Here is a 25,195-nt window from a genome sequence, read left to right as displayed (position 1 = left end):
GGGCCTCAGCGCAGGAACAGCGCGCCGAGCCGGCGGGCGGCCAGCCACACCCCGACGCCGGCCATCACCACGAAGTAGAGGACGTGGCCGGCGGTCGCCCAGCTCAGCACGCCCACCGCGAGCGCGCGCATCATCTCCACCGCATGCCACAGCGGGAACACGCGGATCACCCACTGGATCGGCTCCGGGTAGACCGCGAGCGGGAAGAACGTGGCCGAGAACAGGAACATGGGCATCAGCACGATCTGGACCCAGTCCATGTGCTGGAACGTCTTCATCCAGCTCGTCACCGCCATGCCGAGGGAGGCGAAGCCCAGCGCCACGAGCAGGGCGCCGGGGATCATGAGCAGCGCCGTCCACGAGGTGACGAGACCGGCCACGGTCATGACGATCAGGAAGCCGACCGCGTAGATCAGCCCGCGCAGCAGTGCCATCGCGATCTCCCCGAGTGCCACGTCCAGCGGGCCCAACCGCGTGGAGAGCATGGTCTGGTACGTCTTCGCGTAGCGCAGCTTGAAGAACACGTTCCACGTGGAGTCGTAGATGGCGCCGTTCATCGCCGAGACCGCCAGCAGTGCGGGGGCGAGGTACATGCCGTACGGGACGGGGGTGCCATCCGGGCCGGCCACGTCGCCGACCAGCGCACCGAGCCCCAGCCCCAAGGAGGCCAGGTAGAGCACGGGTTCGAAGAACCCGGAGAAGAACACCACCCAGTTGTTGGACTTCAGGGACAGGAACGCCCGCTCCATCACCGCGCGCACGTTGCCCGAGTACGCGCCGGCCAGGCGGCCGCGGCGCACGGGGATCTCGGGCATGGGGGGCACGGCGACGGCGTGTTCCCGCACCACCGAGGACGACGGCGCGGCCGGCTCCGCCTGCGCGGCGGCGGGTGCGACGTCGGCGCGGGCGGCCCCGGTGCGCGCGGCACGGCGGCCCAGGCGCGGGGCACGGTCCCGACGGGCGGCCGTGACGGCGTCGCGGTCCGGGGTGCCTCGGACCCAGCCGAGGCGGCGCGTGTAGATCCGCACCGCGAGCCAGGCCCCGCCGAGCGCGAGAACCAGCAGGAACGCCACGTGCACCACGGTGAGCCAGGCCGGCTCGGCCATCCCGTAGGAGAGCACGCGGCCGAGCTGGGCGGCATGCCACTGCGGGGAGAGCCAGCCGATCCAGCGCAGCCACACCGGCAGCGCCTCGAGCGGGTAGAAGGTCGCGGAGAACAGGAACAGGGGCATGACCACGAGCCGCTGCAGGGTGGCGAACTGGCCCTTGTCCTCCTTCAGGGAGGCCGCGAACGCCATGATCGGCGCGCCGACGGCGAGCCCGCCGAGCGTGGCGGTGAGGACCTGCACCCACGCCCACGGGCTCGAGACCACGCCGAACGCCAGCATCACCAGCAGGAACACGGCGGCCTGGAACACGAACCGCAGGCTCACCGCCACGAGGTGGCCCAGGGCGATCTGCGCCGGAGACAGCGGGGTGGCCTGCGCCGCGTAGTACGTGCGCTGCCACTGGAACCCGCCCATCACCGGGTAGGAGAACTCGACGGACGCCGTCATCAGCGCGCCCGAGGCCAGCAGCGCCGGAGCGATGAACGCGACGTAGGAGACCCCGCCCAGGGCGTCCTGCGGCATCCCGCCGCCCATGAGCTGGGCCAGGCCCAGGCCCATGGCCAGCAGGTAGAGCACGGGCTCGCCGAGCGCCCCGACGAGCAGCACCGCGCCGTAGCGACGCATGGACCGCAGCTGGTGTTCGGCGTAGAGCAGGACGCCGCGGCGCTTCACGCGCTCCGCGGACGCCGCCGCGGTGACCGGCGGGCGCAGCGGCTCGGCGGGCGTGGCGGGGCCGGGGGCCGTCGTCGTGGTGGGGGACGGCACGGGTCAGTCCACCAGGGTGCGGCCGGTGAGGATGAGGAACACGTCCTCGAGGCTCGCGCGGCGGGTCAGCGTGGTGGCGGGGGCGGGCAGGGCGCCCTCGTCGACGAGTCGCTGCACGACGTCGTGCAGGTCGTCCGCGCGTCGGGCGTAGACGAGGACGCGGTCCGGGAGGACCTCGACGCGGTGCACGACGCCGTCACCCACGTGGGCCTGGACGGTGCGGGCCGCGGCCTCGTTGCGGTCCGCGCCGAAGCGCGCCTCGAGGACCTCGCGGGAGGCGTGCTCGCGGATGAGCTCGGCGGGGGTGCCGGCGGCCATGATCTCACCGCCGTCGACCACGACGAGCCGATCGCACAGCTGCTCCGCCTCGTCCATGTGGTGCGTGGTCAGCAGCAGCGTGGTGCCGCGTTCCTTGAGCCGGTAGAGGCGGTCCCACAGGATGTGGCGGGCCTGCGGGTCCAGGCCCGTGGTGGGCTCGTCGAGGAGGAAGAGGGCCGGCTCGTTGACCAGGGCGCGGGCGATCACGAGCCGCCGCTTCATGCCGCCGGAGAGGTCGGTGACCTTGGCGTCCGCCTTCTCGGTGAGCTGGGCGAAGGCCAGCAGCTCCTCGGCCTTGGGCCGCAGGTACGAGTAGGGCAGACCGAAGTAGCGGCCGTAGATCAGGATGTTCTCCCGGGCGGTGAGCTCCTCGTCCAGGTTGTCCTGCTGGGGCACCACGCCCAGGCGCGCGCGGACGGCCGGTCCGTCCTCCTCCGGGTCGATGCCCAGGATGGTCAGCTCGCCCGCGGTGCGCTGCGAGGTGCCCGCGAGCATGCGCATGGTGGTGGACTTGCCCGCGCCGTTGGGGCCGAGCAGGCCGAAGCACTCGCCGGGGCGCACGTCCAGGTCGATGCCCTTCACGGCGTGGAACTCGCCGTACTGCTTGCGCAGCCCACGGGCACGGATGACGGAGGAGGGGCCGGGGGACGCGTGCAGAGTGGTGGGGCTCACAAGCCGACAGCATAGGCGCACCGCCCGCCCGGACGCGTGCCGCCCCCTCGGCGGCGAGCCCTGCGATATGGCCCCCACCCGGGGTGGATGGGGGCCATATCGCAGGGTTCGTCGCGGGGCGGGGAGAGGTCAGGCGCCGGCCCGCTCCCCCGCCCAGTCCTCGCCGTCGGCGGCGCGCTCGGCGGCCTCGACGACGTTCGCCAGCAGCATGACGCGGGTCATCGGCCCGACGCCGCCCGGGTTCGGCGCCATCCAGGCCGCCTTCTCCTTCACGGCCGGGTCCACGTCGCCCAGGACGCGCGACGTCCCGTCCTCCCCGGTCACGCGGGAGACGCCCACGTCCAGGACGATCACGCCCTCCTTGACCTGCTCCGGCTTCACCATGTGGGCGGAGCCGGCGGCGGCGATCACGACGTCGGCGCTCGCCAGCAGCTCGTCGAGGTTCGTGGTGCCGGTGTGGGCCAGGGTCACGGTGGCGTTGACCTCGCGGCGGGTGAACACGAGGCCGGCGGGCCGGCCGGTGGTCACGCCGCGGCCGATCACGAGCACGTGCTTGCCGGCCAGCCCCACACCGTGGTGGCGCAGCAGCTCGACGCAGCCGGCCGGGGTGCACGGCAGCGGCGAGTCCAGCTCGCCGCCGACCGAGGCCACGAGCCGCCCCAGGTTCATGGGGTGCAGGCCGTCCGCGTCCTTGTCCGGGTCGATGGCCTCGAGCACCTTCTGGGTGTCCACGTGCTTCGGCAGCGGCAGCTGGACGATGTAGCCCGTGCAGGCCGGGTCCTCGTTCAGCTCGCGCACGACGTCGAGGATCTGCTCCTCCGTCGCGTCCGCGGGCAGCTCACGCTGGATGGACTCGATGCCCACCTCGGCGCAGTCGCGGTGCTTGCCCGCCACATACTTCTGCGAGCCGGCGTCCTCACCCACGAGCAGGGTGCCGAGGCCGGGGGTGTGCCCGCGCTCGGCGAGGGCGGCCACGCGGCCGCGCAGCTCCTCCTTGATCGCGGCGGCGGTGGCCTTGCCGTCCAGGACCTTCGCGGTCATCGCCGGCTCACCAGCCCTCGAGGCCGTCGTACAGCGGGAAGTCCTCGGTGAGCTTCACGACGCGGGCGCGCAGCGCCTCCACGTCCGGGCTCGGCTTCAGCGCCTCGGCGATGACGTCGGACACCTCGCGGAACTCGGCCTCGCCGAAGCCGCGGGAGGCCAGCGCGGGGGTGCCGATGCGCAGGCCGGAGGTGGTCATCGGCGGACGCGGGTCCCACGGCACCGAGTTGCGGTTCACGGTGATGCCGACCTCGTGCAGGATGTCCTCGCCCTGCCTGCCGTCCAGCTGGGACTCGCGCAGGTCCACCAGGACGAGGTGCACGTCCGTGCCGCCGGTGAGCACCGAGATGCCGTGCTCGGCCATGTCCGGGGCGGTCAGGCGCTCGGCCAGGATCTGCGCGCCGGCCAGGGTGCGCTCCTGCTTCTCCTTGAAGTCCGCGGAGCCGGCGATCTTGAAGGCCACGGCCTTGCCCGCGATCGCGTGCATCAGCGGGCCGCCCTGCTGGCCCGGGAACACGGCGGAGTCGATCTTCTTCTTCAGCTCCTCGGTGGAGAGGATGAAGCCCGAACGGGGGCCGGCGAGGGTCTTGTGCACGGTGGAGGAGACGACGTCGGCGTGCGGCACCGGGTTCGGGTGCAGGCCGGCGGCCACGAGGCCGGCGAAGTGGGCCATGTCCACCCAGAGCCTGGCGCCGACCTCGTCCGCGATCGAGCGGAAGGCGGCGAAGTCGAGCTGACGGGGATAGGCGGACCAGCCGGCCACGATCACCTTCGGCCGGGCCTCGAGGGCCTTCTCGCGCACCTTGTCCATGTCGATGCGGTGGGTGTCCGGCTCCACCTCATACGCGGCGATGCTGTAGTTCTTGCCGGAGAAGTTCAGCTTCATGCCGTGCGTCAGGTGGCCGCCGTGCGCCAGGGACAGGCCCATCATCGTGTCCCCGTGGTCCAGCAGCGAGGTCATCACGGCCACGTTGGCCTGGGCGCCGGCGTGCGGCTGGACGTTGGCGTGCTCGGCGCCGAACAGGTCCTTGGCGCGCTGGATGGCCAGGTTCTCGGCCACGTCCACGAACTCGCAGCCGCCGTAGTAGCGGCGGCCCGGGTAGCCCTCCGCGTACTTGTTGGTCAGCACCGAGCCCTGCGTCTCGAGGATGGCGCGCGGCACGAAGTTCTCCGAGGCGATCATCTCGAGCGTGCCCCGCTGGCGGCCGAGCTCGTCCGCGAGCGCCGCGGCGATCTCCGGGTCCACCTCGGCGAGGGGCTGGGTGTTGATGTCGGGCGTCTGCGTCACGGGGGTTCCCTTCGAACGGGGGTCTGTGCGGCCGGAAGGCTCCGGTGCCCTCCATCCTAGTGACCAGGCGCCGTCGTCGGGCCTGCGCGACGGCGGCCCGCGGCCCCGGCGACCGACCCCGGCACCCGGTTCTTTTGACTGATTCAGAAATATGCCAAGATCGGGGATGACGCCGCCCACCGCGCCGATCGGTGCGCGGCCGACGTCGATCGACGAAGGAGAGTTCCATGACGGAGTACCAGAAGAAGACCCCGCACGCGACCGGTTCCACCCGCCAGAACGGCGCCCCGGCCGTCAGCGACCGCCAGTCCCTGACCGTGGGCAGCGAGGGGCCCATCGTCCTGCACGACACCCACCTGCTGGAGACCCACCAGCACTTCAACCGCATGAACATCCCGGAGCGCCGCCCGCACGCCAAGGGCTCCGGCGCCTTCGGCGAGTTCGAGGTGACCGAGGACGTGTCGAAGTACACCAAGGCCCTCGTGTTCCAGCCGGGCACGAAGACCGAGACCCTCCTGCGCTTCTCCACCGTGGCCGGCGAGCTCGGCTCCCCGGACACCTGGCGCGACGTGCGCGGCTTCGCACTGCGCTTCTACACCGAGGAGGGCAACTACGACATCGTCGGCAACAACACCCCGATCTTCTTCCTGCGCGACCCGATGAAGTTCACCCACTTCATCCGCTCGCAGAAGCGTCTGCCGGACTCCGGCCTGCGCGATGCCACCATGCAGTGGGACTTCTGGACCAACAACCCCGAGTCGGCGCACCAGGTGACCTACCTGATGGGCCCGCGCGGCCTGCCCCGCACCTGGCGTGAGATGAACGGCTACGGCTCCCACACCTACCTGTGGGTCAACGCCCAGGGCGAGAAGCACTGGGTGAAGTACCACTTCATCTCCCAGCAGGGCGTGCACAACCTCTCGAACGACGAGGCCACCAAGATCGCCGGCGAGAACGCCGACTTCCACCGCCAGGACCTGTTCGAGTCCATCGCCAAGGGCGACCACCCCAAGTGGGACCTCTACATCCAGGCGATCCCCTACGAGGAGGGCAAGACCTACCGGTTCAACCCCTTCGACCTGACGAAGACGATCTCCAAGAAGGACTACCCGCGCATCAAGGTCGGCACGCTGACCCTGAACCGCAACCCGGAGAACCACTTCGCGCAGATCGAGTCCGCCGCGTTCAGCCCGAGCAACACCGTGCCGGGCATCGGCCTCTCCCCGGACCGCATGCTCCTGGGCCGCGCCTTCGCGTACCACGACGCACAGCTGTACCGCGTGGGCGCCCACGTGAACCAGCTGCCGGTGAACCGTCCCAAGAACGCGGTGCACAACTACGCCTTCGACGGCCAGATGTGGTACGACCACACCGGCGACCGCTCCACCTACGCGCCGAACTCCAACGGCGACTCCTGGTCGGACGAGACCGGCCCGGTGGACGACGGCTGGGAGGCCGACGGCACCCTGACCCGCGAGGCCCAGGCCCTGCGCGCGGACGACGACGACTTCGGCCAGGCCGGCACCCTCGTCCGGGAGGTCTTCTCGGCCCAGGAGCGCGAGGACTTCGTGGAGACCGTGGCCGGCGCGCTGAAGGGCGTCCGCCAGGACGTCCAGGCCCGCGCCTTCGAGTACTGGAAGAACGTGGACACCGCGATCGGCCAGCGCATCGAGGACGAGGTCAAGCGCCACGAGGGCGACGGCATCCCGGGCGTCGAGGCCGGCGGCGAGGCCCGCATCTGACGGCTCCCTCCCCCGGCGGGCGCCCGCGCGCTCCGCTGAACGCACGGCGGCCGCTCCCTCGCACGAGGGGGCGGCCGCCGTCGTCGTGGGGCGAATGCCCAGGTCAGCGCTTGCCCCAGCGGCGCTCCTGCGCCTGGGCCAGCTTGTCCTTGATCACCTTCACGGCCTTGTCCTTGGCGGACACGGCCACGTTGTCCCGCAGCGGGACGGCGACCTTGTCACGCACGGTCTCGAACGCGGAGGCCGCCACGGCGCCGGCCTGGGCCAGCTTCGACTCGCCCTCGGCGTCCGAGCCTCGGGTCTGGTCGCGGTCCGCCCGCAGGTCCGGGAGGGCGGCGCCCTCGGTGTCGTCCTCGGCGGGCTCCTCATCCGTGGGGGCGGAGGAGGTGGAGGTGTCCGGGGCCACGGTCGTGGGCGTCGACGACGTCGGCGCGGCGGTCCCGGCGGCTGCCGCCGACTGCGCGGCGCGGGCCTCGCGGCGGGTCGCCGGAGTGGCGTCCTCCGCACGGCCGGACGAGGCCGCGGTCGGATCCAGCTCCGGGGCGCCGCCCAGGGGCGTGGCCGGCGTGGTGCCGGCGTGGGTCTCCGGGGCCTCGGCCCGTCGGGTGGCCGGGGTGGCCTCGAGGGACGGGCGCTCGGCCGCGGCCTCGAGGGACGGGCGCTCAGCCGCGGGCTCGACCGCCGCCGGCTGCGCGGCGTCCACGCGATGGTCCTCGGTACGCGCCGGCTCGCGGTCCGCCTCGGCCACGCGCCCGGGCACCCCGGGCGTGCCGTCGATGCGCAGGGCCCCGGCGGCCGAGCGCTCCGCCCCGTCGGCGCCGTTCTGCTGGGCCTGGTCCGACTCGGTGGCCACGACGGTGACCGAGCCGTGCGCGGTGGTGGCGACCGTGTGCGTCTCGAGGTGCTCGCCCTGAGGGACGGGGATCGCCTCCGTGGCGAACTCCTTGGTAGGGGTGTGCTCGGCGGCGACCTCGTCGGCGGGGACGGTCCCGTGCACGTGCTCGGGAGCCGGGGTGAGGTGGCTCCTGTGCTGCGGAGCCTCGGCGGCCGGTGCCGCCGGGGCGGTCGTCTCGGTCACCGGGGACGGGGAGGCCGGGGTCGCCGGGACGTCGGCCGCGGGCGTCTGCTCGTCCAGGGTGACGCCGGAGCCGCCGGCCACACCGGCCGCGCCCAGGCCCACGGTGTCCGCCTCGCGCGCCGTGCTCGGCGCCGCCGCAACGGGGCGCAGCGTTCCCCGGGTGGTCGGAGCCGCGGCATCGCGACGGTGGGTCTCAGCGGTGGCCTCGGTGCTCGGGGCGCCCTGCTGGTCCACGGTCACCCCCGCACCGCCGGCCACGCCGGCGACGGACTCGTCGGTCTCGCGGTCCGCCGCGGCGGTGTCGAACGCAGCCAGACCCCCGGCGGGCTTCACCGCGGCCACGGGGCGCGCGTCCTCCTCGGCCGCCACCTCGTCCAGGCGGGAGAGGCGGGTCGGGGCCGCGGGGGCGGCCGCCTGCTCACCCGCGGTGTCCGCGGTGACACCCCGACGCTCGAGCCGGGTCTCGGCGGCCTCGGCTTCGGCCTCACGACGACGGCGGGAGGCGATCACCGAGAGGATGATCAGGATCAGCAGCACGACGATGATGGCCGCGATGATCCAGTAGAGGGTGGACTCTGGCATGGGGTGCTCCTCGGTCGTCTGGGGCGACCGGCCGGGCCGGGCGCCGCGTCGTGCTTCCCGCGCCGCCGCGCGGCGGGGAACCTGGTCTTGAGAATGACACGGGGCCCGGCCCCCCGACCAGGGATCAGCCCCGTCATCCCGCGGTTCCGCGCGGCCGGCACCGCCTACCATCGACGCCATGGACACGGCAGCCCTCTCCCCCAGCCCCTCCCCCGCCTCCGGCGCGGAGCACGCCCGCGTGCTCACGCTGGCCTGCACGAACCGCAAGGGCATCGTGCACGCCGTGACGGGCGCCCTGCTGGGCGTGGAGGCGGACATCACCGAGTCGCAGCAGTACGACTCCCCGGACACCGGCGACTTCTTCATGCGCGTGGAGTTCGTGACCCCGGCCACGCGGGAGGACATCGAGCAGGCGCTCGCGCCGGTGCGCGAGGAGTTCGGCATGCGCATGGGCCTGTGGGACGCGGCGCACCGCATGCGCACCCTCGTGATGTGCTCCAAGGACGGGCACACCCTCAACGACCTGCTCTTCCAGCAGCGCGCCGGCACCCTGCCCATCGAGATCCCCGTGGTGGTCTCGAACCACCTGGACCTGCAGCCGCTCGCCTCCTTCTACGGCGTGCCCTTCATCCACGTGCCCGTCTCCAAGGACCCCTCGAGCCGGGACTCCAAGGAGGCCGCGGAGGACCGGCTGCGCGACCTGATCGCCCAGTTCGACATCGAGCTGGTCGTCCTGGCCCGCTACATGCAGATCCTCTCGGACGAGCTGTGCCGGGACCTGGCCGGGATGGCCATCAACATCCACCACTCGTTCCTGCCCTCCTTCAAGGGCGCCCGCCCCTACCACCAGGCGCACGAACGCGGCGTGAAGCTCATCGGCGCCACCGCCCACTACGTGACCGCCGACCTGGACGAGGGCCCGATCATCGCGCAGTCCGTGCAGCCGGTGACCCACGCCCAGACCGCCGCCGACTTCGTGGCCCGCGGCCGCGACGTCGAGGGCTCCACGCTCGCGCAGGCCGTGCGCTGGCACGCCCAGCACCGCGTCCTCGCGGACGGCCGGCGGACCGTCGTCTTCAGCTGAGCCCGGGACGACGGCGCCACGCGGCGCCGTCGTCCTGCCCGCCTAGGCTGGTGGCATGGCCCACATCATCACCGTCGCGGGTGCCACCCCGCGCATCCACGAGTCCGTCTTCCTCGCCCCGACCGCCGCGATCACCGGCGACGTCGAGATGGCCGAGCGCTCCTCGGCCTTCTACGGCGTCTCCGCCCGCGGTGACTCCGCCCCCATCCGCGTCGGGGCGGGCACCAACCTGCAGGACAACGTGGTGCTGCACGCGGACGAGGGCTTCCCGTGCACCCTGGGCGCCGGTGTCTCCGTGGGCCACTCCGCCGTGGTGCACGGGGCCACCGTGGAGGACGACTGCCTGATCGGCATGTCCGCCACGGTGATGAACGGCGCGGTCATCGGCGCCGGTTCGCTCGTGGCCGCCGGCGCCCTGGTGCTCGAGGGGACGCAGGTCCCGGCCGGCTCGCTCGTGGCGGGCGTCCCCGCGAAGGTCCGCCGCCCCCTCACGGACGAGGAGCGGGAGGGCCTCAAGAAGAACGCGGCCACCTACCTGCGGCTGTCCGCCGCGCACCGGGACGCCGTCGCCGGCTGAAGCGGGCCCGGAGGATGTGGGACGGTGGGCACCATGCCCACCACTTCCGCTCTCCCCCGCACCCGACCCGACGACGTCCCCGAGCGCCTGCTCGTCCTCCCCGCGGCGCAGGACGTCGCCGGCACCCCCTACGCCCACGCCCGTCGGCTGGCCGAGCAGGCCGTGGCCGACGTCGGCGGCGCCGCCGTGGCCGAGGGCGACACCTCCGCCACGGCCCTGCTGATGGTCCGCCCGATCCCGGTCGATGCGCTCGCCGCGGCCCTGGCCGCCCACCCCCACGTGAGCTGGGTGCAGCTCCCGTTCGCCGGGATCGAGCCGTTCGTCCCCCTCGTGCGCAGCCGCCCGGACATCGTGTGGACGTCCGCCAAGGGCACGTACGCGCCGCCGGTGGCCGAACACGCGCTGCTGCTCACCCTGGCCCTGCTGCGGGACCTGCCCGCGCGCGTCCGCGCCACCACATGGGGCCCCTCCTCCGGTCGCACCCTGAACGGCCTGACCGCCGTGGTCGTGGGCGGCGGCGGGATCGCACAGGAGTACATCCGCCTGCTCAAGACCTGGGACGTGCACGTCACCGCGGTCCGCCGACGCGCGGGCGACGTGCCCGGCGCGGACCGCACCGTCACGACCGACCGCCTCGACGAGGTCCTGCCCGGCGCGCAGGTCGTGATGATCGCCGCGGCGGCCACCGAGGAGACCCGCGGCATGTTCGACGCCGACCGCCTCGCCCTCCTGGACGAGGACGCCGTGCTCGTGAACGTCGCCCGCGGGGCGCTGGTGGACACGGACGCCGTCGTCCAGACCCTCGCGGCGGGCCGGCTGCACGGCTACGGCACGGACGTCACCGACCCCGAGCCCCTCCCGGACGGCCACCCGCTCTGGACCGAGGAGCGCGCCCTCATCACGCCGCACACGGCGGACACCCCGGAGATGTGCGTCCCGCTGCTCCACGCGCGGGTCGAGCGGAACCTGCGGGCCCGCGCGGCCGGGACGGAGCTGGAGGGCCTGGTGGACGCCGAGGGCGGATACTGACCCGCCCCCGGCGTCCCGCGGCGCCGGCTCAGCGGCGCGGCGCGTCCGCCTCGTGCTCGGCGGCGTCACGCTCGGCCGCCATCTCGATCTGGCGGCGGCGCTCCTCGCCGGCCCGGCGGGTCAGCTCGGCGCCGACCTCCGGGTCGCGGGTGAGGTTCTCACCGGTCGTCGGGTCGAACAGGTGCACCCGCGTGGTGTCCACCCACAGGCGGGTCGGCGTGCCCGGCCGGGCGCGGGACTCGCCGGAGAGGGTGGCCACGACGACGGGGCGCAGCTCATCCGCATCCAGGTCCTTGGCCAGCGCGGAGAGCATCTCGGCCACGGCCGGGTCCGGCTCGAACTCGATGTAGCCGTACTGCTCGTGGCCCAGCCACTCCAGGTGCGTGAGCGTCGCGTCGAAGGTGGAGCCCCGGTCGCGGCGGCTGTCCTCCACCAGCTCGGCGTCCTCGAAGAACTCCGGCCGCAGGCCGAGGAACACGATGTCCCGCCCCTCGGCGGCGCGGGCCTTCTCGGGCGGCACCGGGATGTCACCGATCGGCGAGGACAGCACGTGGCCGCCCTCCTTCTGCTTCAGCGAGGCGGGCAGGAAGTTCATCGACGGCGAGCCGATGAAGCCGGCCACGAACAGGTTGAGCGGCTGCTCGTAGAGCTCGCGCGGGCTGGCCACCTGCTGCAGCTCGCCCTTCTTGAGCACGGCCACCCGGTCGCCCAGGGTCATGGCCTCGGTCTGGTCGTGCGTCACGTAGACGGAGGTCGTGGCCAGGCGGCGCTGCAGCTGCGAGATCTCCGCGCGCATCTGCCCGCGCAGCTTGGCGTCCAGGTTGGACAGCGGCTCGTCGAAGAGGAACGCGTCCGCCTCGCGCACGATCGCCCGGCCCATGGCCACACGCTGACGCTGGCCGCCGGAGAGGTTGCCGGGCTTGCGCTCGAGGTGGTCCTCGAGCTCGAGCACGCGGGCGGCGTCGCGCACCTTGCGGTCGATCTCCTCCTCGGAGGGCTTGTTGTCCTTGATCAGCCGCAGCGGGAAGGCGATGTTCTCGTACACCGTCAGGTGCGGGTACAGCGCGTAGTTCTGGAACACCATCGCGAGGTTGCGGTCCTTGGGGGCCGCCTCGTTCACGCGGCGGCCGTCGATCAGCATCTCGCCGTCGGTGATGTCCTCGAGGCCCACGATCATGCGCAGCAGCGTGGACTTGCCGGAGCCGGAGGGGCCCACGAGGATGACGAACTCGCCGTCCTCGATCTCCAGGTTCACGTCCTTGATGGCGTGGAAGCCGTCGTCGTAGGTCTTGTCGATGTGGTTCAGGGTGATGGAGGCCATCGGGGGGTCCTTTCAGGAGGTCTCGTGTGCGGGCCTCAGCCCTTCACCGCGCCGTTGGTCAGGCCGGCCACGATCTGACGCTGGAACGCCAGCACCAGGATCACGATCGGGATGGTCACGATGATCGCGGCCGCCGAGATGGCCCCGGTCGGCGACTCGAACTGCGAGGCGCCGGTGAAGAAGGCCAGGGCGGCGGGCACGGTGCGCGCGGTCTCGGTGGAGGTCAGGGAGATGCCGAACACGAAGTCGTTCCAGGCGATGAAGAAGGCGATGATCGCCGTCGTGAAGACGCCGGGGGCGGCCAGCGGGACGATCACCTTGCGGAACGCCTCGAGCGGGGTGGCGCCGTCCACCTGCGCGGCCTGGTCGAGCTCCCACGGGATCTGGCGGAAGAACGCGGCCAGGGTCCAGATGGAGATCGGCAGGGTCAGGGACAGGTAGGGGATGATCAGGCCGACCCACGTGTCGTACAGCCCGAGGGTGCGCCACATGTTGAACAGCGGCGTCACCAGGGAGATGACGGGGAACATCGAGACCATCAGGGACACCGTGAGCACGATCCGCTTGCCCGGGAAGTCCAGGCGGGCGATCGCGTAGGCGCACAGCGTGGCCAGGATGACGGCGATGATCGTGGCGATCACGGTGATGCCGATCGAGTTGCGCAGCGCCGTGAGGAACAGCTCGCGCGAGCCGCCCACGAAGATCTCCTCGTAGTTCACCGTGGACCACTGGGTGGGCAGCAGCTTGCCGTTGGCGAGGTCGGCGGGCGTCTTGAAGCTGGTCGCGAAGATCGAGAACAGCGGGAAGAGGCACCACACGCCGATCACGACGGTGAGGATCCACCACAGTGCGGTGGCCTTCCCGGTGCCGCGACGGTGGGGCGCGCGGCCCTCGGGGGCGGGAGCGGATGCGGCGGTGCTCACTTGGAACCTCCTCGGTCGGCCAGGTCCACCTTGAAGCCCTTGACGGCGATGACCGCCATGAGGGCCACGCACAGGAACAGGATCACGGAGACCGCCGAACCCATGCCGATCTCGAGCCGGCCGATGGACGTGCGGTAGGCCAGCAGCGAGAGGACCTCGGTGCCGTAGGCGCCGTTGGTCATGATGTAGATGGAGTCGAAGATGCGGAACGCGTCCATCGCGCGGAACAGGACGGCCACCATGATCGAGGCCTTCATGTTCGGCAGGATGACCAGCTTCATCCGCTGCCACCACGAGGCGCCGTCGACGGAGGCGGCCTCGGTGAGGTCGCCCGGCACCTGGGCCAGGCCGGCCAGCAGGAGCAGGGAGATGAACGGGGTGGTCTTCCAGATCTCGGAGAGCATGATCACGAACAGCGCGGTGCTGCCCTGCGCGAACCAGTTCAGGTCCGCGTCGACGCCCGGCAGCCACTCGAACCAGGCGTTGATGTAGCCCGAGTCGATCGAGAACATGTAGAACCACGCGAACGCGGAGACCACGGTGATGATGCCGTACGGCACCAGGATGATCGTGCGGATCAGGCCGCGGGTCTGCTTGATGGCGTGGTGCATGGCCAGGGCCAGCAGGAAGCCGAGGATGAGCTCGACCACCACGGTCACCACGGTGATCAGCAAGGTCACCCCGAGGCCCTTCCAGAACACGGGGTCCGTGAGGATCACGCCGTAGTTGCCCAGGCCCACGAACTCGCGGTCGCCCGGCGCGGTGAGCCGGTACTTGAACAGCGAGTCGTAGAGGGCCTGCAGGATCGGGTACAGGACCACGAACAGCATCACGAAGAACGCGGGGCCGGCCAGGAGCCAGCCGAGACGCGCCTCGGACTTCGCGCGCTGGGACTTCACCCGGCGGGGGCGACGACCCTCGGCGGCGCGCGGGGTGGATGCGGCGGGTGCGGTGTCGACGTGGCTCACAGCAGACGCTCCCCTCTCAGGACTTCCTGGATGAAGTCGTCGGTCTCGGCCGGGGTGGACTCGGAGACGCCCGACGGCGGCGCGTAGCGCTGCTGGATCGCGGTGGAGACCTCGTTGTAGTACGGGGTCTGCGGCCGCGGGGCGCCGAGCTCGAGGGACTCCCGGATGGTGTCCGCCATGGGGTACTTCTCGGCGACCTCGGGGGCGTCGTAGGCCGCCGGGTCGGCGGGCGGGTTGCCGTTCTCGACGAAGTACTGGCTCTGGTGTTCGGTGGTGGTGATGCAGGAGATCGCGTCCCAGGCGAGGTCCTGGTGCTCGGACTTCGCGCCCACCCCCAGGTTGATGCCGCCCACGGGCGGCGCGGCGTCCTTGCCCTCGACGGTGCGGGGGTAGACGGCCCAGCCGATGTCCTCGGGCAGGTCCTCCGGCAGCGAGCCCTCCTCCACGGAGCCGAGGGTGGCCGGCCAGACGAACGGCCAGTTGACCATGAACGAGCCGTTCTCGCCCTGGAAGAGCAGCATGGAGGCGTTCTCGTCCTGGGTCGGCAGGCCGGCGCTGCCGAGACCCTCCTTGCCGATCGTGGAGATGATCCGGGCGGCCGTGCGGCCGGCCTCGGAGTCGAGGTTCGTGGTGACCTCGTCCGTGGGCGCCTCGGCGTTGGGGACGATCTGCTCCCCGCCGCCCTCGATGAGCGCGTTGAGCCACACGGTCATGGACTCCGCACGGGCGCCCTGGACGGCCAGGTCCTTGTCCTGGCTGCGGGCGGCCTCGATCAGCTGGTCCCACGTGACGGGCCGGGACATGTCCAGCCCCGCTGCCTCGGCGACCGACTTGCGGTACCAGAGCAGCTGCGTGTTGGCCCAGAACGGGACCGTGACGAGCTCGTCCTTCCAGCTGGCAGCCGCGAGCGCGCCCTCCAGGGCGTTGTCCTTCGCGTACGCCTGCATCTCCTCCGGCACGGGGGCCAGGAACCCGGGCTCGGCGAGCTCGGGGACGAACGGCGGGTCGAGGGACATGATGTCCATCGACGTGTCGCCCGCGGCGAGGCGGCGGGTCAGCTGCTCGCGCTGGGAGGCGGCGTCCGTCGGAAGCATGGACGTCTCGACTCTGTACCGGCCGTTCGCGGCGTCGGTGCACTGGGCGGCGATCTTCGCCTGCCCGCCGTCGTCGGGGTTGGTGTACCAGGTCAGGGTGGGCATCTGCTCGGCCGGAGCACACCCGGCCAGGATCAGCGCGCCCGCGGCGACGGCGCCGGCCAGCGTGGCCCGGCGCCGTTGACGTGCCCGCGTGTCGTGTCTCACAAGTGGAACCTCAATCGATGCGAGTCGGATGTGACGGCCATCATCACGCATCACAGCGATTCCTGCACGTTTCGCGGACCCCTTTCTCAGCGGGCGCGGCGGTTCGTCCGGGCGGTCGGCTCCGCGGCGGCGGGATCCTCGGGCCACGGGTGCTTGGGGTAGCGCCCCCGGTTCTCAGCGCGGACCTGCGCGTAGGGGCCGGCCCAGAAGGAGGGCAGGTCGGCGGTCACGGCGAGCGGGCGACCTGCCGGGGAGAGCAGGTGCAGGACCACCGGCTCACGACCGTCCGCGACAGCGGGGGTGACACGCGCCCCGAAGAACTCCTGCAGCTTGGCGGCGACCACGGGCGGGGTGTCCTCGTGGACGGCCGGATAGTCCACGACGACGGCGCGCCCGCTCGGCACGGGCAGGCGCTCGGGGGCGAGCTCGTCCAGCCGGCCCGCCTCCGGCCAGGGCAGGGCGCCGCGCAGCAGCGCCTCGGCGTCCAGGCGTGCGAGGGACCGCCCCGCGGCCAGGTCGGCCGCAAGCCCGTCGACCAGCGCGTCCAGGCCGGGCAGCGCCGCGTCCGAGAGGTCCGGCCACGGGGCGCCGAGGACGCGGTGGAGCAGGTGCACCCGGCGGCGCAGGCGTTCGGTCCGACCGCTCGGGTCGAACCGGGCGAGGCCGTCGGCGGCGAGTGCGGCGCGCACGGCCTGCGCGGCGGCGTCGGGGGCGACGGGGGCCGGCGTCTCCGCCAGCACGAGCGCGCCCAGCCGGTCCACGCGGCGGCCGGTGAGCCGGTCCCCGCGCCAGTCGGCGGTGTCCTCGGTGCGCCGCAGGCCCGCGCCGGCGAGCTCGGCGAGCGTCCGGTCGATCGGCGCGGTCGCGCGGATCGCGGCACCCGTGCCGGCCGCGTCCCCGGCCACACGGGCGACCTCGGCCACGGCCAGCCACTCCTGCCCCGCCAGGCCGCCGCCGGCGGCGTCGCGGGGCAGGGCCGCGCGGGTGCCGGAGGCGAGCAGGTACGCGCCCGCCTCCCCCGCGCGTCGGGCGATCCACGCGGGGAAGGCTAGGGCGGACACGAGGCCGGCGGGGTGCCGGCGCGCGGCCGCCGTCGCCTCGGGCCCGGGCTCTCCCGGCGCTCTCGTCTCCAGGGAGTGGTGCGCGTGCCGACGGGCGAGTCGTTCCAGTCGGTCCGCCTCCCGACGCCAGCGCCCTGCCTCCGGGTGCCGGCCGTCCCGCACGGACGCGACCAGCGCCTCGAGGTCGGCCCCGGGGGCGCGCAGGTCCAGGGCGAGGGCCGCCGTCGCCTCGGCCGCGGGGCGGGGCCCCGTCCACAGTGCCGCGCGCAGGAGGGCGTGGCCGAGCGGCGGGTCCAGGGGCAGCTCGGCCAGGACGGCGCCGTGCGGGGTGATGCGCCCGTCCGCGTCCACCGCGTCGAGGGAGGCGAGCGTGCGCTCGGCGGCGGCCATCGCGTCGGCCGGCGGATCCTCGGGCAGGGTCAGCCCGCGGCCGCCCGGGGCGCCCCACGCCGTGAACGCCAGGGCCACCGGCGCGAGGTCGACGACGGCGAGGGCCGGCGTCGGGGCTGCGGGCGCGGTGCCCAGGGCCGCGGCGGTGTGACAGCGGACCACGGTGCCGGGGCCGAGGCGGGCGGCGCGGCCCGCCCGCTGGCCGGCGGCCGCGCGCGAGGCCTGGACGGTGACGAGCCCGGCCATGCCCCGCCCCCGGTCCCGGCGCGGCTCGCGGGCCAGGCCCGAGTCGATCACGAGGCGCACCCCCGGCACGGTCAGCGAGGACTCGGCGACCGCCGTCGCGACGACGACGCGCGGCACGGCGGGGTCGGCGCGGCCGGCGAGCGCGGCGTCCTGGTCGGCGGGTTCCTGGCGGCCGTGCAGGACGCGGACCTCGGTGTCCGGGGCGAGCGCGGCGACGCGCCCCGCGACCGCCTCGACCTCGGCCACCCCGGGCAGGAAGACGAGGGCGTCCACGGACGGGTCGGCGTCGAGCGCTTCGGCGTGGGCGCGCGCGGCCGTGGCCGCGACGTGGTCGAGGAAGGCCCGGTCCACGCGGCCCTCGGCGGTGAGGCGGTGGCCGCGGAACGGGGCGTGCTCCTCGCGCAGCGGGTGCAGCACGGCCGGGGTGGAGACCACGGGCAGGGGCGCCTCCTCCCCCATGCCGCGGGCCCAGCGGGCGGCCAGGGCCGCCGCGTCCACGGTCGCGGACATGGCCACGAGCACGAGTTCGGGGCGCAGCTGCCGCAGGTCGGCGAGGAGGGCGAAGAGCACGTCCGTGTCCAGATCCCGCTCGTGGACCTCGTCCAGGACCACCGCGTCCACGCCATCGAGCCCGGGGTCGGCGAGGAGGCGGCGCAGCAGCAGGCCCGGGGTCACGAACTCGACGGCCGAGGCCCCGCCGCCCACCGCGTCGCCGCGCACGGCGTACCCGACGGCGGCGTCCGCGAGCCGAGCCTGCGCGTCGGGGTCGGCGCCGGGCAGCACGTCGGCCGCGGCGGCCAGCACCGCCGTGCGCAGCCGCCGCCAGGCCGCGCGCACCGCGACCCGCCGCGGCTGCGTGACCAGGACGCGCCCGCCGCCGTGGTCCGCGAGCCGGACCGCGAGCGCGGGCGGGACCACGGTGGTCTTGCCCGTGCCCGGGGGCGCCTCGACGACGGCCGCCCCGCGCGCGTCCAGTGCGTCTTCGAGCTCGGGCAGGGCGGCGGCGAACGTCAGGCCGGTGCTGAGGCGGCCCAGAGCGGCGGAGAGGCAGGCGGGGACGGAGACGGGATCGACGGGGGTGGGCATCGGGACCCATTGTGCCCGCCTCCGTCGCGCTGTCCCGGGGCCGCCCCACTGACTAGGCTGTGACCCATGACCACACCCGTCCAGGAGCACCTCGATCGCCTCACGTCGGCCCACGCGGGTGAGGGGGAGGTCCCGGACGGGCTGGGCGTCGCGATGCTCATGGTGGACGGGCACCGCTACGTCTCCGGATCCATGACGCCCGTGCCGCTCGCCACGCTCGCCTCTCCCCTGTTCCACGCGCAGGCCCTCGAGGACCTCGGCGCGGTGCGGGTGGGCGAGCGCGTGGGCGCCGCCCCCGTGCGGGACCTGGACCATCGGGTCGAGGTGGACGCCGTCACGGGCCTGCCGCACAACCCGCTCCAGAACGCGGGCGCGGTGGCCACGGCCTCCCTGGTGAAGGGCCGCGGTGGCCGCGACCGCACCGCGCGCATGATGCAGCTGCTCTCCGCACTGTTCGACCGCGAGGTCACCGTCACGGAGTCGGCCGCGCGTGCGGAGAACCGCGCCCAGCATCACACCCGGTCGGCTGCGTGGCTGATGAAGTCCCTCGACACCCTGGACGCCGACCCCGAGACGCTGCTCGAGGACATCGCCACGGTGCGTGCCGCCGCCGTGACCGTGGAGGACCTCGCCCTGCTCGCCGGCACCCTCGCGCACGGCGGTGTCCACCCCGTCACCGGGGACCGTGTGCTGAGCGAGGAGACGGTCCGCGGTGTGCTCTCCGTGATGGACTCCTGCGGCATGGACACCCGGGACTCCCGGTGGGCATACGACGTCGGCCAGCCCGGCTGGGCGTCGACGCGCGGCGGCACGGTGCTCGTGGTGGTGCCGGGCCACCTCGGTCTGGCGCTGCAGTCGGACACGACGGACGAGAACGGGCTCGGCGCCGCGGCGATGGCCGCCCTGCGGACCCTCGTCGAGGACTTCGAGCTGCACCCGTCGGTGGTCACCGGCTCCCCGCGGGCGGCCCTGCGCACCCACTACCGGATCGATCAGGCGCCTTCGGGCACGGTGCGCAGCGCCGTCGTCCTCGAGGCGCTCGGGCGGTTCGCGGACACCGTGCACGTCATGGAGCTGGGCGGTCACCTCGGCTTCAGCCAGGTGGACGCGATCGCCCGCGTCAGCCGTGGTCTGCCCGAGGTCCTCGAGACGCTCGTGGTGGACATGCGCTCGGTCAGCTCCATCTCCCGTCCGGCCCGGCTGCTGGTGGCCCAGTGGTTCGCCCGCGCGCTGGGCAACGGGCTCGACGTCGTCGTCGTGGACAGGGACGCCGCGGAGATGAAGGAGCTGATGGCGGCCGTCGAGGAGTCCGTGGAGGTGGACCTGCCCGAGCCGCTGCAGGATGAGGCCGAGGGGGTGGATCCCGCCGCCGAGGGCGCACAGTTCGTGTTCTTCGACTCCCGCTCGCGGGCCGCCCAGTGGGCCGAGCAGCGGCTGCTCTCCCGCCACGCCCCCCACCTGCTGCCGCGGGACGCCCAGGAGGCGGCCGTGGCACCCCTGCTGCAGCACCTCTCCGCGGACGACGCGCGCCTGCTCGAGTCCATGATGGACGAGCGGGTCTACGCGGACGGCCAGATCATCCGTCGCGCCGGCCAGCCGTTCGGCGGCATCTACGTGATCGTCTCCGGCACCGTGGAGCTCTCGGGTCAGGGCACGGGCAGCCGCCGCGTGCGCCGCACCCTGCTCACCCCGGGGATGACGTTCGGCGAGATGGCCCTGGGCCAGCCCGGCCGCCAGCCCTCCACCGTCCGCGCGCGCGGGCCGGTCACGGCGCGAGTCCTCACCGCCCAGGTGATGGTCGCGCTCCAGGAGGGCTTCCCCCAGCTGGCCCTGGCCCTGTGGGAGGCGCTGGCCCGCGACGCGTTCACCGCGCTGGGCCAGCTCATCCGGGAGACCGGCGCGCTGCAGGACTGACGACCCGCGGGGGCAGCGTCCCCGTGGGACGCTGCCCCCACCCCCGTCACCGCCCGAGGACGTGGCGCAACGCGCCCTCCAGTTCGGGGTCGCGCATCTCGTAGCCGGAGGAGACCAGCCGGTCCGCCACGACCTTCTGGTCCGCCGCGACGGTCTCCACCCGGCCCTCCTCGCCCAGCAGCAGGCGCGGCCCGGCCTCGGGCACCGGGATGAGAGCGGGCCGGCGCAGCACCCGCCCGAGCACGGTGGCGAACTCCTTCGCCGTGACCGGCTCGGGCGCCACCGCGTTGACCGGGCCGGTGACGCCGTCGTCGAGCACCGCGTGGGCGAAGGCCCCCGCGATGTCATCCGCGCCGATCCAGCTCAGCCACGGGCTGCCGTCGTGGCTCTCCCCGCCCGAGGTCGCGACCGGGCCGCCGAGCCCCGCGAGGAACAGCGGCAGCACCTGCTGCAGCATGCCCCCGGCCGGGCTCAGGACCACGCCGGTCCGCAGCATCGCCACCCGGATGCCGGACGTCTCGGCGCGTCGGGCCTCGGCCTCCCAGTCCGCGACGACCTCGGCGAGGAAGTCGTCCCCGGGCTCCAGATCCTCGACGAGGCCGCTGCCGAACGGGCCCGTGCCCGCGTCCGCCCCGTAGTACCCGATCGCCGAGCCGTTCACGAGTGCCCGCACCCGCGCGTCGTCCCCCTCCCGTGCGGCAATCCGGGCGAGCGCGTCCACGAGGGTGCGCGTGCCGCGGACGCGCGAGTCGTGCACGGCCTCCTTGTGCGCGTCCGAGAACCGGCCGGCGATGGGCTCGCCCGCCAGGTTCACGACGACGTCGGCCTCGGCCAGGGCGTCCTCATCCACGGTCTCCCGGCCGGGGTCCCACAGCGCCGCGTCCAGCGCGTCGGCCTTCTTCGGGCTCCGCACGAGCCGGATGACGCGGTGGCCGCCGGTGGTGAGCAGGGCACAGAGCTGCCGGCCGATCAGTCCGCCGGCCCCCGTCACAGCGACCGTGCGGGCCGGCCCGCCGACGAGGGGGCCGGGGTGGGCGGCGTGGAAGTCCAGGTCGTCGGCCATCACGCGGGCGCGGTAGGCGAACTGGCGGCCCAGCTCCGCCTCGAAGGCCTCGTGGGTGCGGCGCGAGGCCGCGGTGCCCAGAGCGGGCACGCGGGACATCAGGGACTCCCCCGGCAGGGCGTACTCGATGTGGTCCGTCACGACCGTGCCGCGCCGGCCGTCCGCCGTGTCCGCCTCACCGGGCGCGGCGTCATCGAGCAGGTGGGTGTGCCGCCAGGAGGCGAGGGGGCCGGAGACCATCTCATCCCGGAACATGCGGCCCTCCTCGTAGGCCGTGTGGCGGGCTCGCCACGGCACCGCGGGCGCGGCCCCACCGGGGAGGCGGGAGGCGACGGCGTCCGGCAGCAGGCCCGTGAGCATCCCATGGGCCGCGCCGGCGAACAGGCCGGCCGCCCCCGGGGCCTGGATGCGCAGCCGCGACTCGGAGCCCACGCGGAGGCCGTCCGTGGGTCCCTGGACCACCTCGCCGGCGAAGGGCGGGGTGAGCCGCTCCAGCGCGCCGGGGTTCTCCAGCCAGCGGAAGACGACCTCACGCGGGTGGCGCAGGAGGGTGCGGTGCTCGAAGACGGTGATCTCGGTCATGGACGCCAGCCTGACACAGGGAGCGGACGGGCGAACACCTGTCCGGGCCGGGCCGTGCAGGACAATGAGGGGATGGACCTGCTTCCCGAGCTGCGCTGGACCGCCGCCGCCCTGCCCGCCACCGAGCTGACCCTCGTGGCCGTCTTCTCCCCCGAGGACCAGACGGTGCGCGCCTCCGGCGTGGCCGTGCCGGGGGACTCGGAGCCCCCCGCCGCCGCGATCGGGCGCCTCCTCGAGACGCTCATGGACCGGCTCGTGGCCCTGGACCCGGAGACCGCCGACCGCGAGATGAACCCGCGCCCCGTGGAGCCGCGTCCGGGTGCGTCCCAGCCCGTCGCCGACGCCCTGGCCGCCTACGCCGCGGGGGACGTGGCCGCGCTGGACGCCCTCGACGTCACCCAGCCGGGCACCGCGTTCCGGCAGCGGGCGTGGCGGGAGCTGCGCGGCATCGCCCCCGGCTCCCCCGCCACCTACGGCGGCCTGGCCGAGCGGTGCGGGGCTCCGCGGGCCGTGCGTGCCGCCGGCGGGGCGTGCGCCGCCAACCTGGTGGCCGTCGTCGTGCCCTGCCACCGCGTGGTGCGCGCCGACGGCGCCGCGGGCCACTACCTCTACGGCACCGCCGCGAAGCAGGCCCTGCTGGCCCACGAGGCGGCGCGCGCGGGCTGACCGGCCCCTCCCCACGGCAACGTCGGTTGAGTTGTCACGGGTCCGGGGCACGCACACCCGTGACAACTCAACCCGCGTTGCGGACACGAGAAGGGGCCGGGCCGCGCGCTCCACGCACGCGACCCGGCCCCCGGCGCTCAGCCGCTCAGTCGCTCAGTCGCTCAGACGGAGAGCTTGTCCACGATCGCGTTGAGCGTCGCGGACGGGCGCATCACGGAGGTGACCTTCTCCAGCTCCGGCCAGTAGTAGCCGCCCAGGTCCACCGGGGAGCCCTGCACGCCGTTGAGCTCGGCCAGGATGGTCTCCTCCTGGGCCTCCAGCTCCTCGGCGATCGGCTTCGCCGCGGCCGCCAGCTCGGCGTCCTCGGTCTGCTTCGCCAGCTCGCGGGCCCAGTACAGCGCCAGGTAGAAGTGGCTGCCGCGGTTGTCCAGCTCGCCGACCTTGCGCTTCGGGGACTTGCCCTCGATCAGCAGGGTGCCGGTGGCGGCGTCCAGGGTGTCCGCCAGGACCTGCGCGCGGTGGTTCTCGTTCGCGACCGCCTCGTGCTCGAAGGACACGGCCAGCGCGAGGAACTCGCCGAGGGAGTCCCAGCGAAGGTGGTTCTCCTCCAGCAGCTGCTGCACGTGCTTCGGGGCGGAGCCGCCCGCGCCGGTCTCGAACAGGCCGCCGCCGTTGAGCAGCGGGACGATCGACAGCATCTTCGCGGACGTGCCCAGCTCGAGGATCGGGAACAGGTCCGTGTTGTAGTCACGCAGCACGTTGCCGGTCACGGAGATGGTGTCCTCGCCGCGGCGGATGCGCTCCACCGAGAGCTTGGTGGCCTCCACCGGGGAGAGGATGCGCAGATCCAGGCCCTCGGTGTCGTGCTCCTTGAGGTACTCCTCGACCTTCTTGATGAGCTCGCGGTCGTGGGCGCGGGTCTCGTCCAGCCAGAACACGGCCGGGGTCTGGGACGCGCGGGCGCGGGTCACGGCCAGCTTCACCCAGTCGCGCACCGGGACGTCCTTGGTCTGGCAGGCGCGCCAGATGTCGCCGGCCTCGACGTCGTGGGAGAGCAGGGTCTCCCCGGCGGAGTTCTTCACGGCCACGGTGCCCGCGGCGTCCATGATGAACGTCTTGTCGTGCGAGCCGTACTCCTCGGCCTTCTGCGCCATGAGGCCCACGTTCGGGACGGTGCCCATGGTGGTGGGGTCGTAGGCGCCGTTGGCCTTGCAGTCGTCGATCACGGCCTGGAAGACGCCGGCGTAGGAGGAGTCCGGGATGACGGCCAGGGTGTCCTGGGTCTGGTCGTGCTTGTTCCACATGCGGCCGGAGTTGCGGATCATGGCGGGCATGGAGGCGTCCACGATCACGTCGGAGGGCACGTGGAGGTTGGTGATGCCCTTGGCGGAGTTCACCATGGCCACGTCCGGGCCGTTCTCGTAGGCGGCGGCGATGGCGGCGCGCACACCCTCGGCGGTCTCGGCGTCGAGCTTGTCCAGGCCGCCCTCGATCGCGGCGAGGCCGTTGTTCGCGGACAGGCCGGCGGCGGCCAGCTGCTCGCCGTACTTCTCGAACAGCTCGGAGAAGTAGGCCTTCACGACGTGGCCGAAGATCACCGGGTCGGAGACCTTCATCATGGTGGCCTTCAGGTGCGCGGAGAAGAGGATGCCCTCCTCCTTGGCGCGCTTGACCTGCTCGGCGAGGAACGCGTCCAGGGCCTTGGCGGACATGAACGTGCCGTCCACGACCTCGCCCTTGAGGACCTTCAGGCCCTCCTTGAGCACGGTGGTCTTCCCGTCCTCGCCGGTGAACTCGATCGTCAGCACGTCGGCGGTCGGCAGGGTCACGGATTGCTCGTTGGCTCGGAAGTCGTCCGCGCCCATGGTGGCGACGGCGGTCTTGGAGTCCGGGGTCCACTCGCCCATCGAGTGGGGGAAGCGCTTGGCGTACGCCTTCACGGCCTTCGGAGCGCGGCGGTCCGAGTTGCCCTCGCGCAGCACCGGGTTCACGGCGGAGCCCTTGACCGAGTCGTAGCGCGCCTTCGCGTCCTTCTCCTCGTCGGTCTTCGGCTCGTCCGGGTACTCCGGCAGCGCGTAGCCGTCCGCCTGCAGCTCCTTGATCGCGGCGCGCAGCTGCGGCACGGAGGCGGAGATGTTCGGCAGCTTGATGACGTTCGCCTCGGGGGACTTCACGAACTCGCCGAGCTCGGCGAGGGCGTCCGCGGTGCGCTGGTCCTCGGGCAGGACGTCCTTGAACGCGGCGAGGATGCGGCCGGCCAGCGAGATGTCACGGGTCTCCAGCTCCACGCCGGCGGTGCCCGCGTAGGCACGCACGATCGGCAGCAGCGACGCGGTGGCCAGCATGGGGGCCTCGTCCGTGAGCGTGTAGATGATCTTCGACATGCGGA

General features: G+C 73.3%; 18 protein-coding genes. 6 read left to right on the top strand and 12 right to left on the bottom strand.

From position 1 onward, the window contains the following. Positions 1-5: 5 nt before the first annotated feature. The 4 genes from AUV08_RS12405 to glyA form a co-directional block, all read right to left on the bottom strand. Positions 6-1,874 (bottom strand): ABC transporter permease, encoded by a 1,869-nt coding sequence (locus AUV08_RS12405; RefSeq protein WP_061866939.1) that lies wholly within the window; start codon positions 1,872-1,874, stop codon positions 6-8. 3 nt (positions 1,875-1,877) lie between these two features. After that, positions 1,878-2,864, bottom strand: a complete 987-nt coding sequence (locus AUV08_RS09895; protein WP_061866940.1) for an ABC transporter ATP-binding protein — start codon at positions 2,862-2,864, stop codon at positions 1,878-1,880. 129 nt (positions 2,865-2,993) lie between these two features. Then, positions 2,994-3,905 carry a bifunctional methylenetetrahydrofolate dehydrogenase/methenyltetrahydrofolate cyclohydrolase gene (locus AUV08_RS09890; protein ID WP_061866941.1) on the bottom strand — a complete coding sequence of 304 codons (912 nt, stop codon included), beginning with the start codon at positions 3,903-3,905 and terminating at the stop codon, positions 2,994-2,996. A 7-nt stretch (positions 3,906-3,912) separates the two neighbouring features. Then, positions 3,913-5,193 carry a serine hydroxymethyltransferase gene (gene glyA, locus AUV08_RS09885; RefSeq protein WP_010079361.1) on the bottom strand — a complete coding sequence of 427 codons (1,281 nt, stop codon included), beginning with the start codon at positions 5,191-5,193 and terminating at the stop codon, positions 3,913-3,915. 227 nt (positions 5,194-5,420) lie between these two features. Here glyA and AUV08_RS09880 point away from each other — a divergent pair, with 227 nt between their 5' ends. Next, the gene (locus AUV08_RS09880; protein ID WP_061866942.1) at positions 5,421-6,935 is read left to right on the top strand and encodes a catalase; all 1,515 of its coding nucleotides are present in this window, start codon (positions 5,421-5,423) and stop codon (positions 6,933-6,935) included. 103 nt (positions 6,936-7,038) lie between these two features. On the opposite strand, the gene AUV08_RS09875 is transcribed toward AUV08_RS09880, so the two are convergent. After that, a complete protein-coding gene (locus AUV08_RS09875) occupies positions 7,039-8,595 on the bottom strand; it encodes a hypothetical protein (protein ID WP_020625389.1) in 1,557 nt (518 codons plus the stop codon). A 178-nt stretch (positions 8,596-8,773) separates the two neighbouring features. On the opposite strand from AUV08_RS09875, the gene AUV08_RS09870 reads away from it, so the two are divergent. From AUV08_RS09870 to AUV08_RS09860, 3 genes are read left to right on the top strand one after another with little or no spacing between them, the layout of a single operon-like run. Next, positions 8,774-9,679, top strand: coding sequence for a formyltetrahydrofolate deformylase (locus AUV08_RS09870; protein WP_061866944.1), 906 nt, complete (start codon positions 8,774-8,776; stop codon positions 9,677-9,679). Positions 9,680-9,734: 55 nt separating this feature from the next. Further along, positions 9,735-10,256, top strand: coding sequence for a gamma carbonic anhydrase family protein (locus AUV08_RS09865; RefSeq protein ID WP_036314590.1), 522 nt, complete (start codon positions 9,735-9,737; stop codon positions 10,254-10,256). A gap of 33 nt (positions 10,257-10,289) precedes the next feature. Beyond that, positions 10,290-11,285: a D-isomer specific 2-hydroxyacid dehydrogenase family protein gene (locus AUV08_RS09860; RefSeq protein WP_220482126.1), complete on the top strand. Its 996-nt coding sequence runs from the start codon at positions 10,290-10,292 to the stop codon at positions 11,283-11,285. 28 nt (positions 11,286-11,313) lie between these two features. On the opposite strand, the gene AUV08_RS09855 is transcribed toward AUV08_RS09860, so the two are convergent. The 5 genes from AUV08_RS09855 to AUV08_RS09835 form a co-directional block, all read right to left on the bottom strand. Then, on the bottom strand, positions 11,314-12,606 hold the full coding sequence (locus AUV08_RS09855) for an ABC transporter ATP-binding protein (RefSeq protein ID WP_041102958.1): 1,293 nt from the start codon (positions 12,604-12,606) through the stop codon (positions 11,314-11,316). A gap of 35 nt (positions 12,607-12,641) precedes the next feature. Continuing rightward, positions 12,642-13,529 (bottom strand): carbohydrate ABC transporter permease, encoded by an 888-nt coding sequence (locus AUV08_RS09850; protein WP_041102960.1) that lies wholly within the window; start codon positions 13,527-13,529, stop codon positions 12,642-12,644. Next, entirely contained in the window at positions 13,526-14,497 is a 972-nt protein-coding gene (locus tag AUV08_RS09845; RefSeq protein WP_041102962.1) for a carbohydrate ABC transporter permease, read from the bottom strand. The genes AUV08_RS09850 and AUV08_RS09845 overlap by 4 nt, the downstream gene beginning before the upstream one ends. Beyond that, a complete protein-coding gene (locus tag AUV08_RS09840; protein WP_061866947.1) occupies positions 14,494-15,798 on the bottom strand; it encodes an extracellular solute-binding protein in 1,305 nt (434 codons plus the stop codon). The genes AUV08_RS09845 and AUV08_RS09840 overlap by 4 nt, the downstream gene beginning before the upstream one ends. Before the next feature lie 86 nt (positions 15,799-15,884). Next, complete coding sequence (locus AUV08_RS09835) at positions 15,885-18,581, bottom strand: ATP-dependent helicase C-terminal domain-containing protein (protein WP_061866948.1); 2,697 nt, start codon at positions 18,579-18,581, stop codon at positions 15,885-15,887. A gap of 66 nt (positions 18,582-18,647) precedes the next feature. Between AUV08_RS09835 and AUV08_RS09830 the strand changes: the two genes are divergently transcribed. After that, positions 18,648-20,495, top strand: coding sequence for a glutaminase (locus AUV08_RS09830; RefSeq protein WP_041102967.1), 1,848 nt, complete (start codon positions 18,648-18,650; stop codon positions 20,493-20,495). 46 nt (positions 20,496-20,541) lie between these two features. Here the strand turns inward: AUV08_RS09830 and AUV08_RS09825 are convergent, their stop codons facing one another. Beyond that, complete coding sequence (locus AUV08_RS09825) at positions 20,542-22,140, bottom strand: TIGR01777 family oxidoreductase (protein ID WP_061873229.1); 1,599 nt, start codon at positions 22,138-22,140, stop codon at positions 20,542-20,544. A gap of 72 nt (positions 22,141-22,212) precedes the next feature. On the opposite strand from AUV08_RS09825, the gene AUV08_RS09820 reads away from it, so the two are divergent. Next, positions 22,213-22,806, top strand: a complete 594-nt coding sequence (locus AUV08_RS09820; protein ID WP_061866949.1) for a methylated-DNA--[protein]-cysteine S-methyltransferase — start codon at positions 22,213-22,215, stop codon at positions 22,804-22,806. A gap of 161 nt (positions 22,807-22,967) precedes the next feature. Here AUV08_RS09820 and AUV08_RS09815 read toward each other — a convergent pair whose 3' ends face one another. Continuing rightward, the gene (locus tag AUV08_RS09815; RefSeq protein ID WP_061866950.1) at positions 22,968-25,190 is read right to left on the bottom strand and encodes an NADP-dependent isocitrate dehydrogenase; all 2,223 of its coding nucleotides are present in this window, start codon (positions 25,188-25,190) and stop codon (positions 22,968-22,970) included. Positions 25,191-25,195 lie beyond the last annotated feature (5 nt).

This window comes from Micrococcus sp. CH7, assembly GCF_001595485.1.
Classification (GTDB): domain Bacteria; phylum Actinomycetota; class Actinomycetes; order Actinomycetales; family Micrococcaceae; genus Micrococcus; species Micrococcus luteus.
The sequence above is the reverse complement of the archived record's forward strand: the minus strand, read 5'-3'. Positions and strand labels throughout refer to the sequence as shown.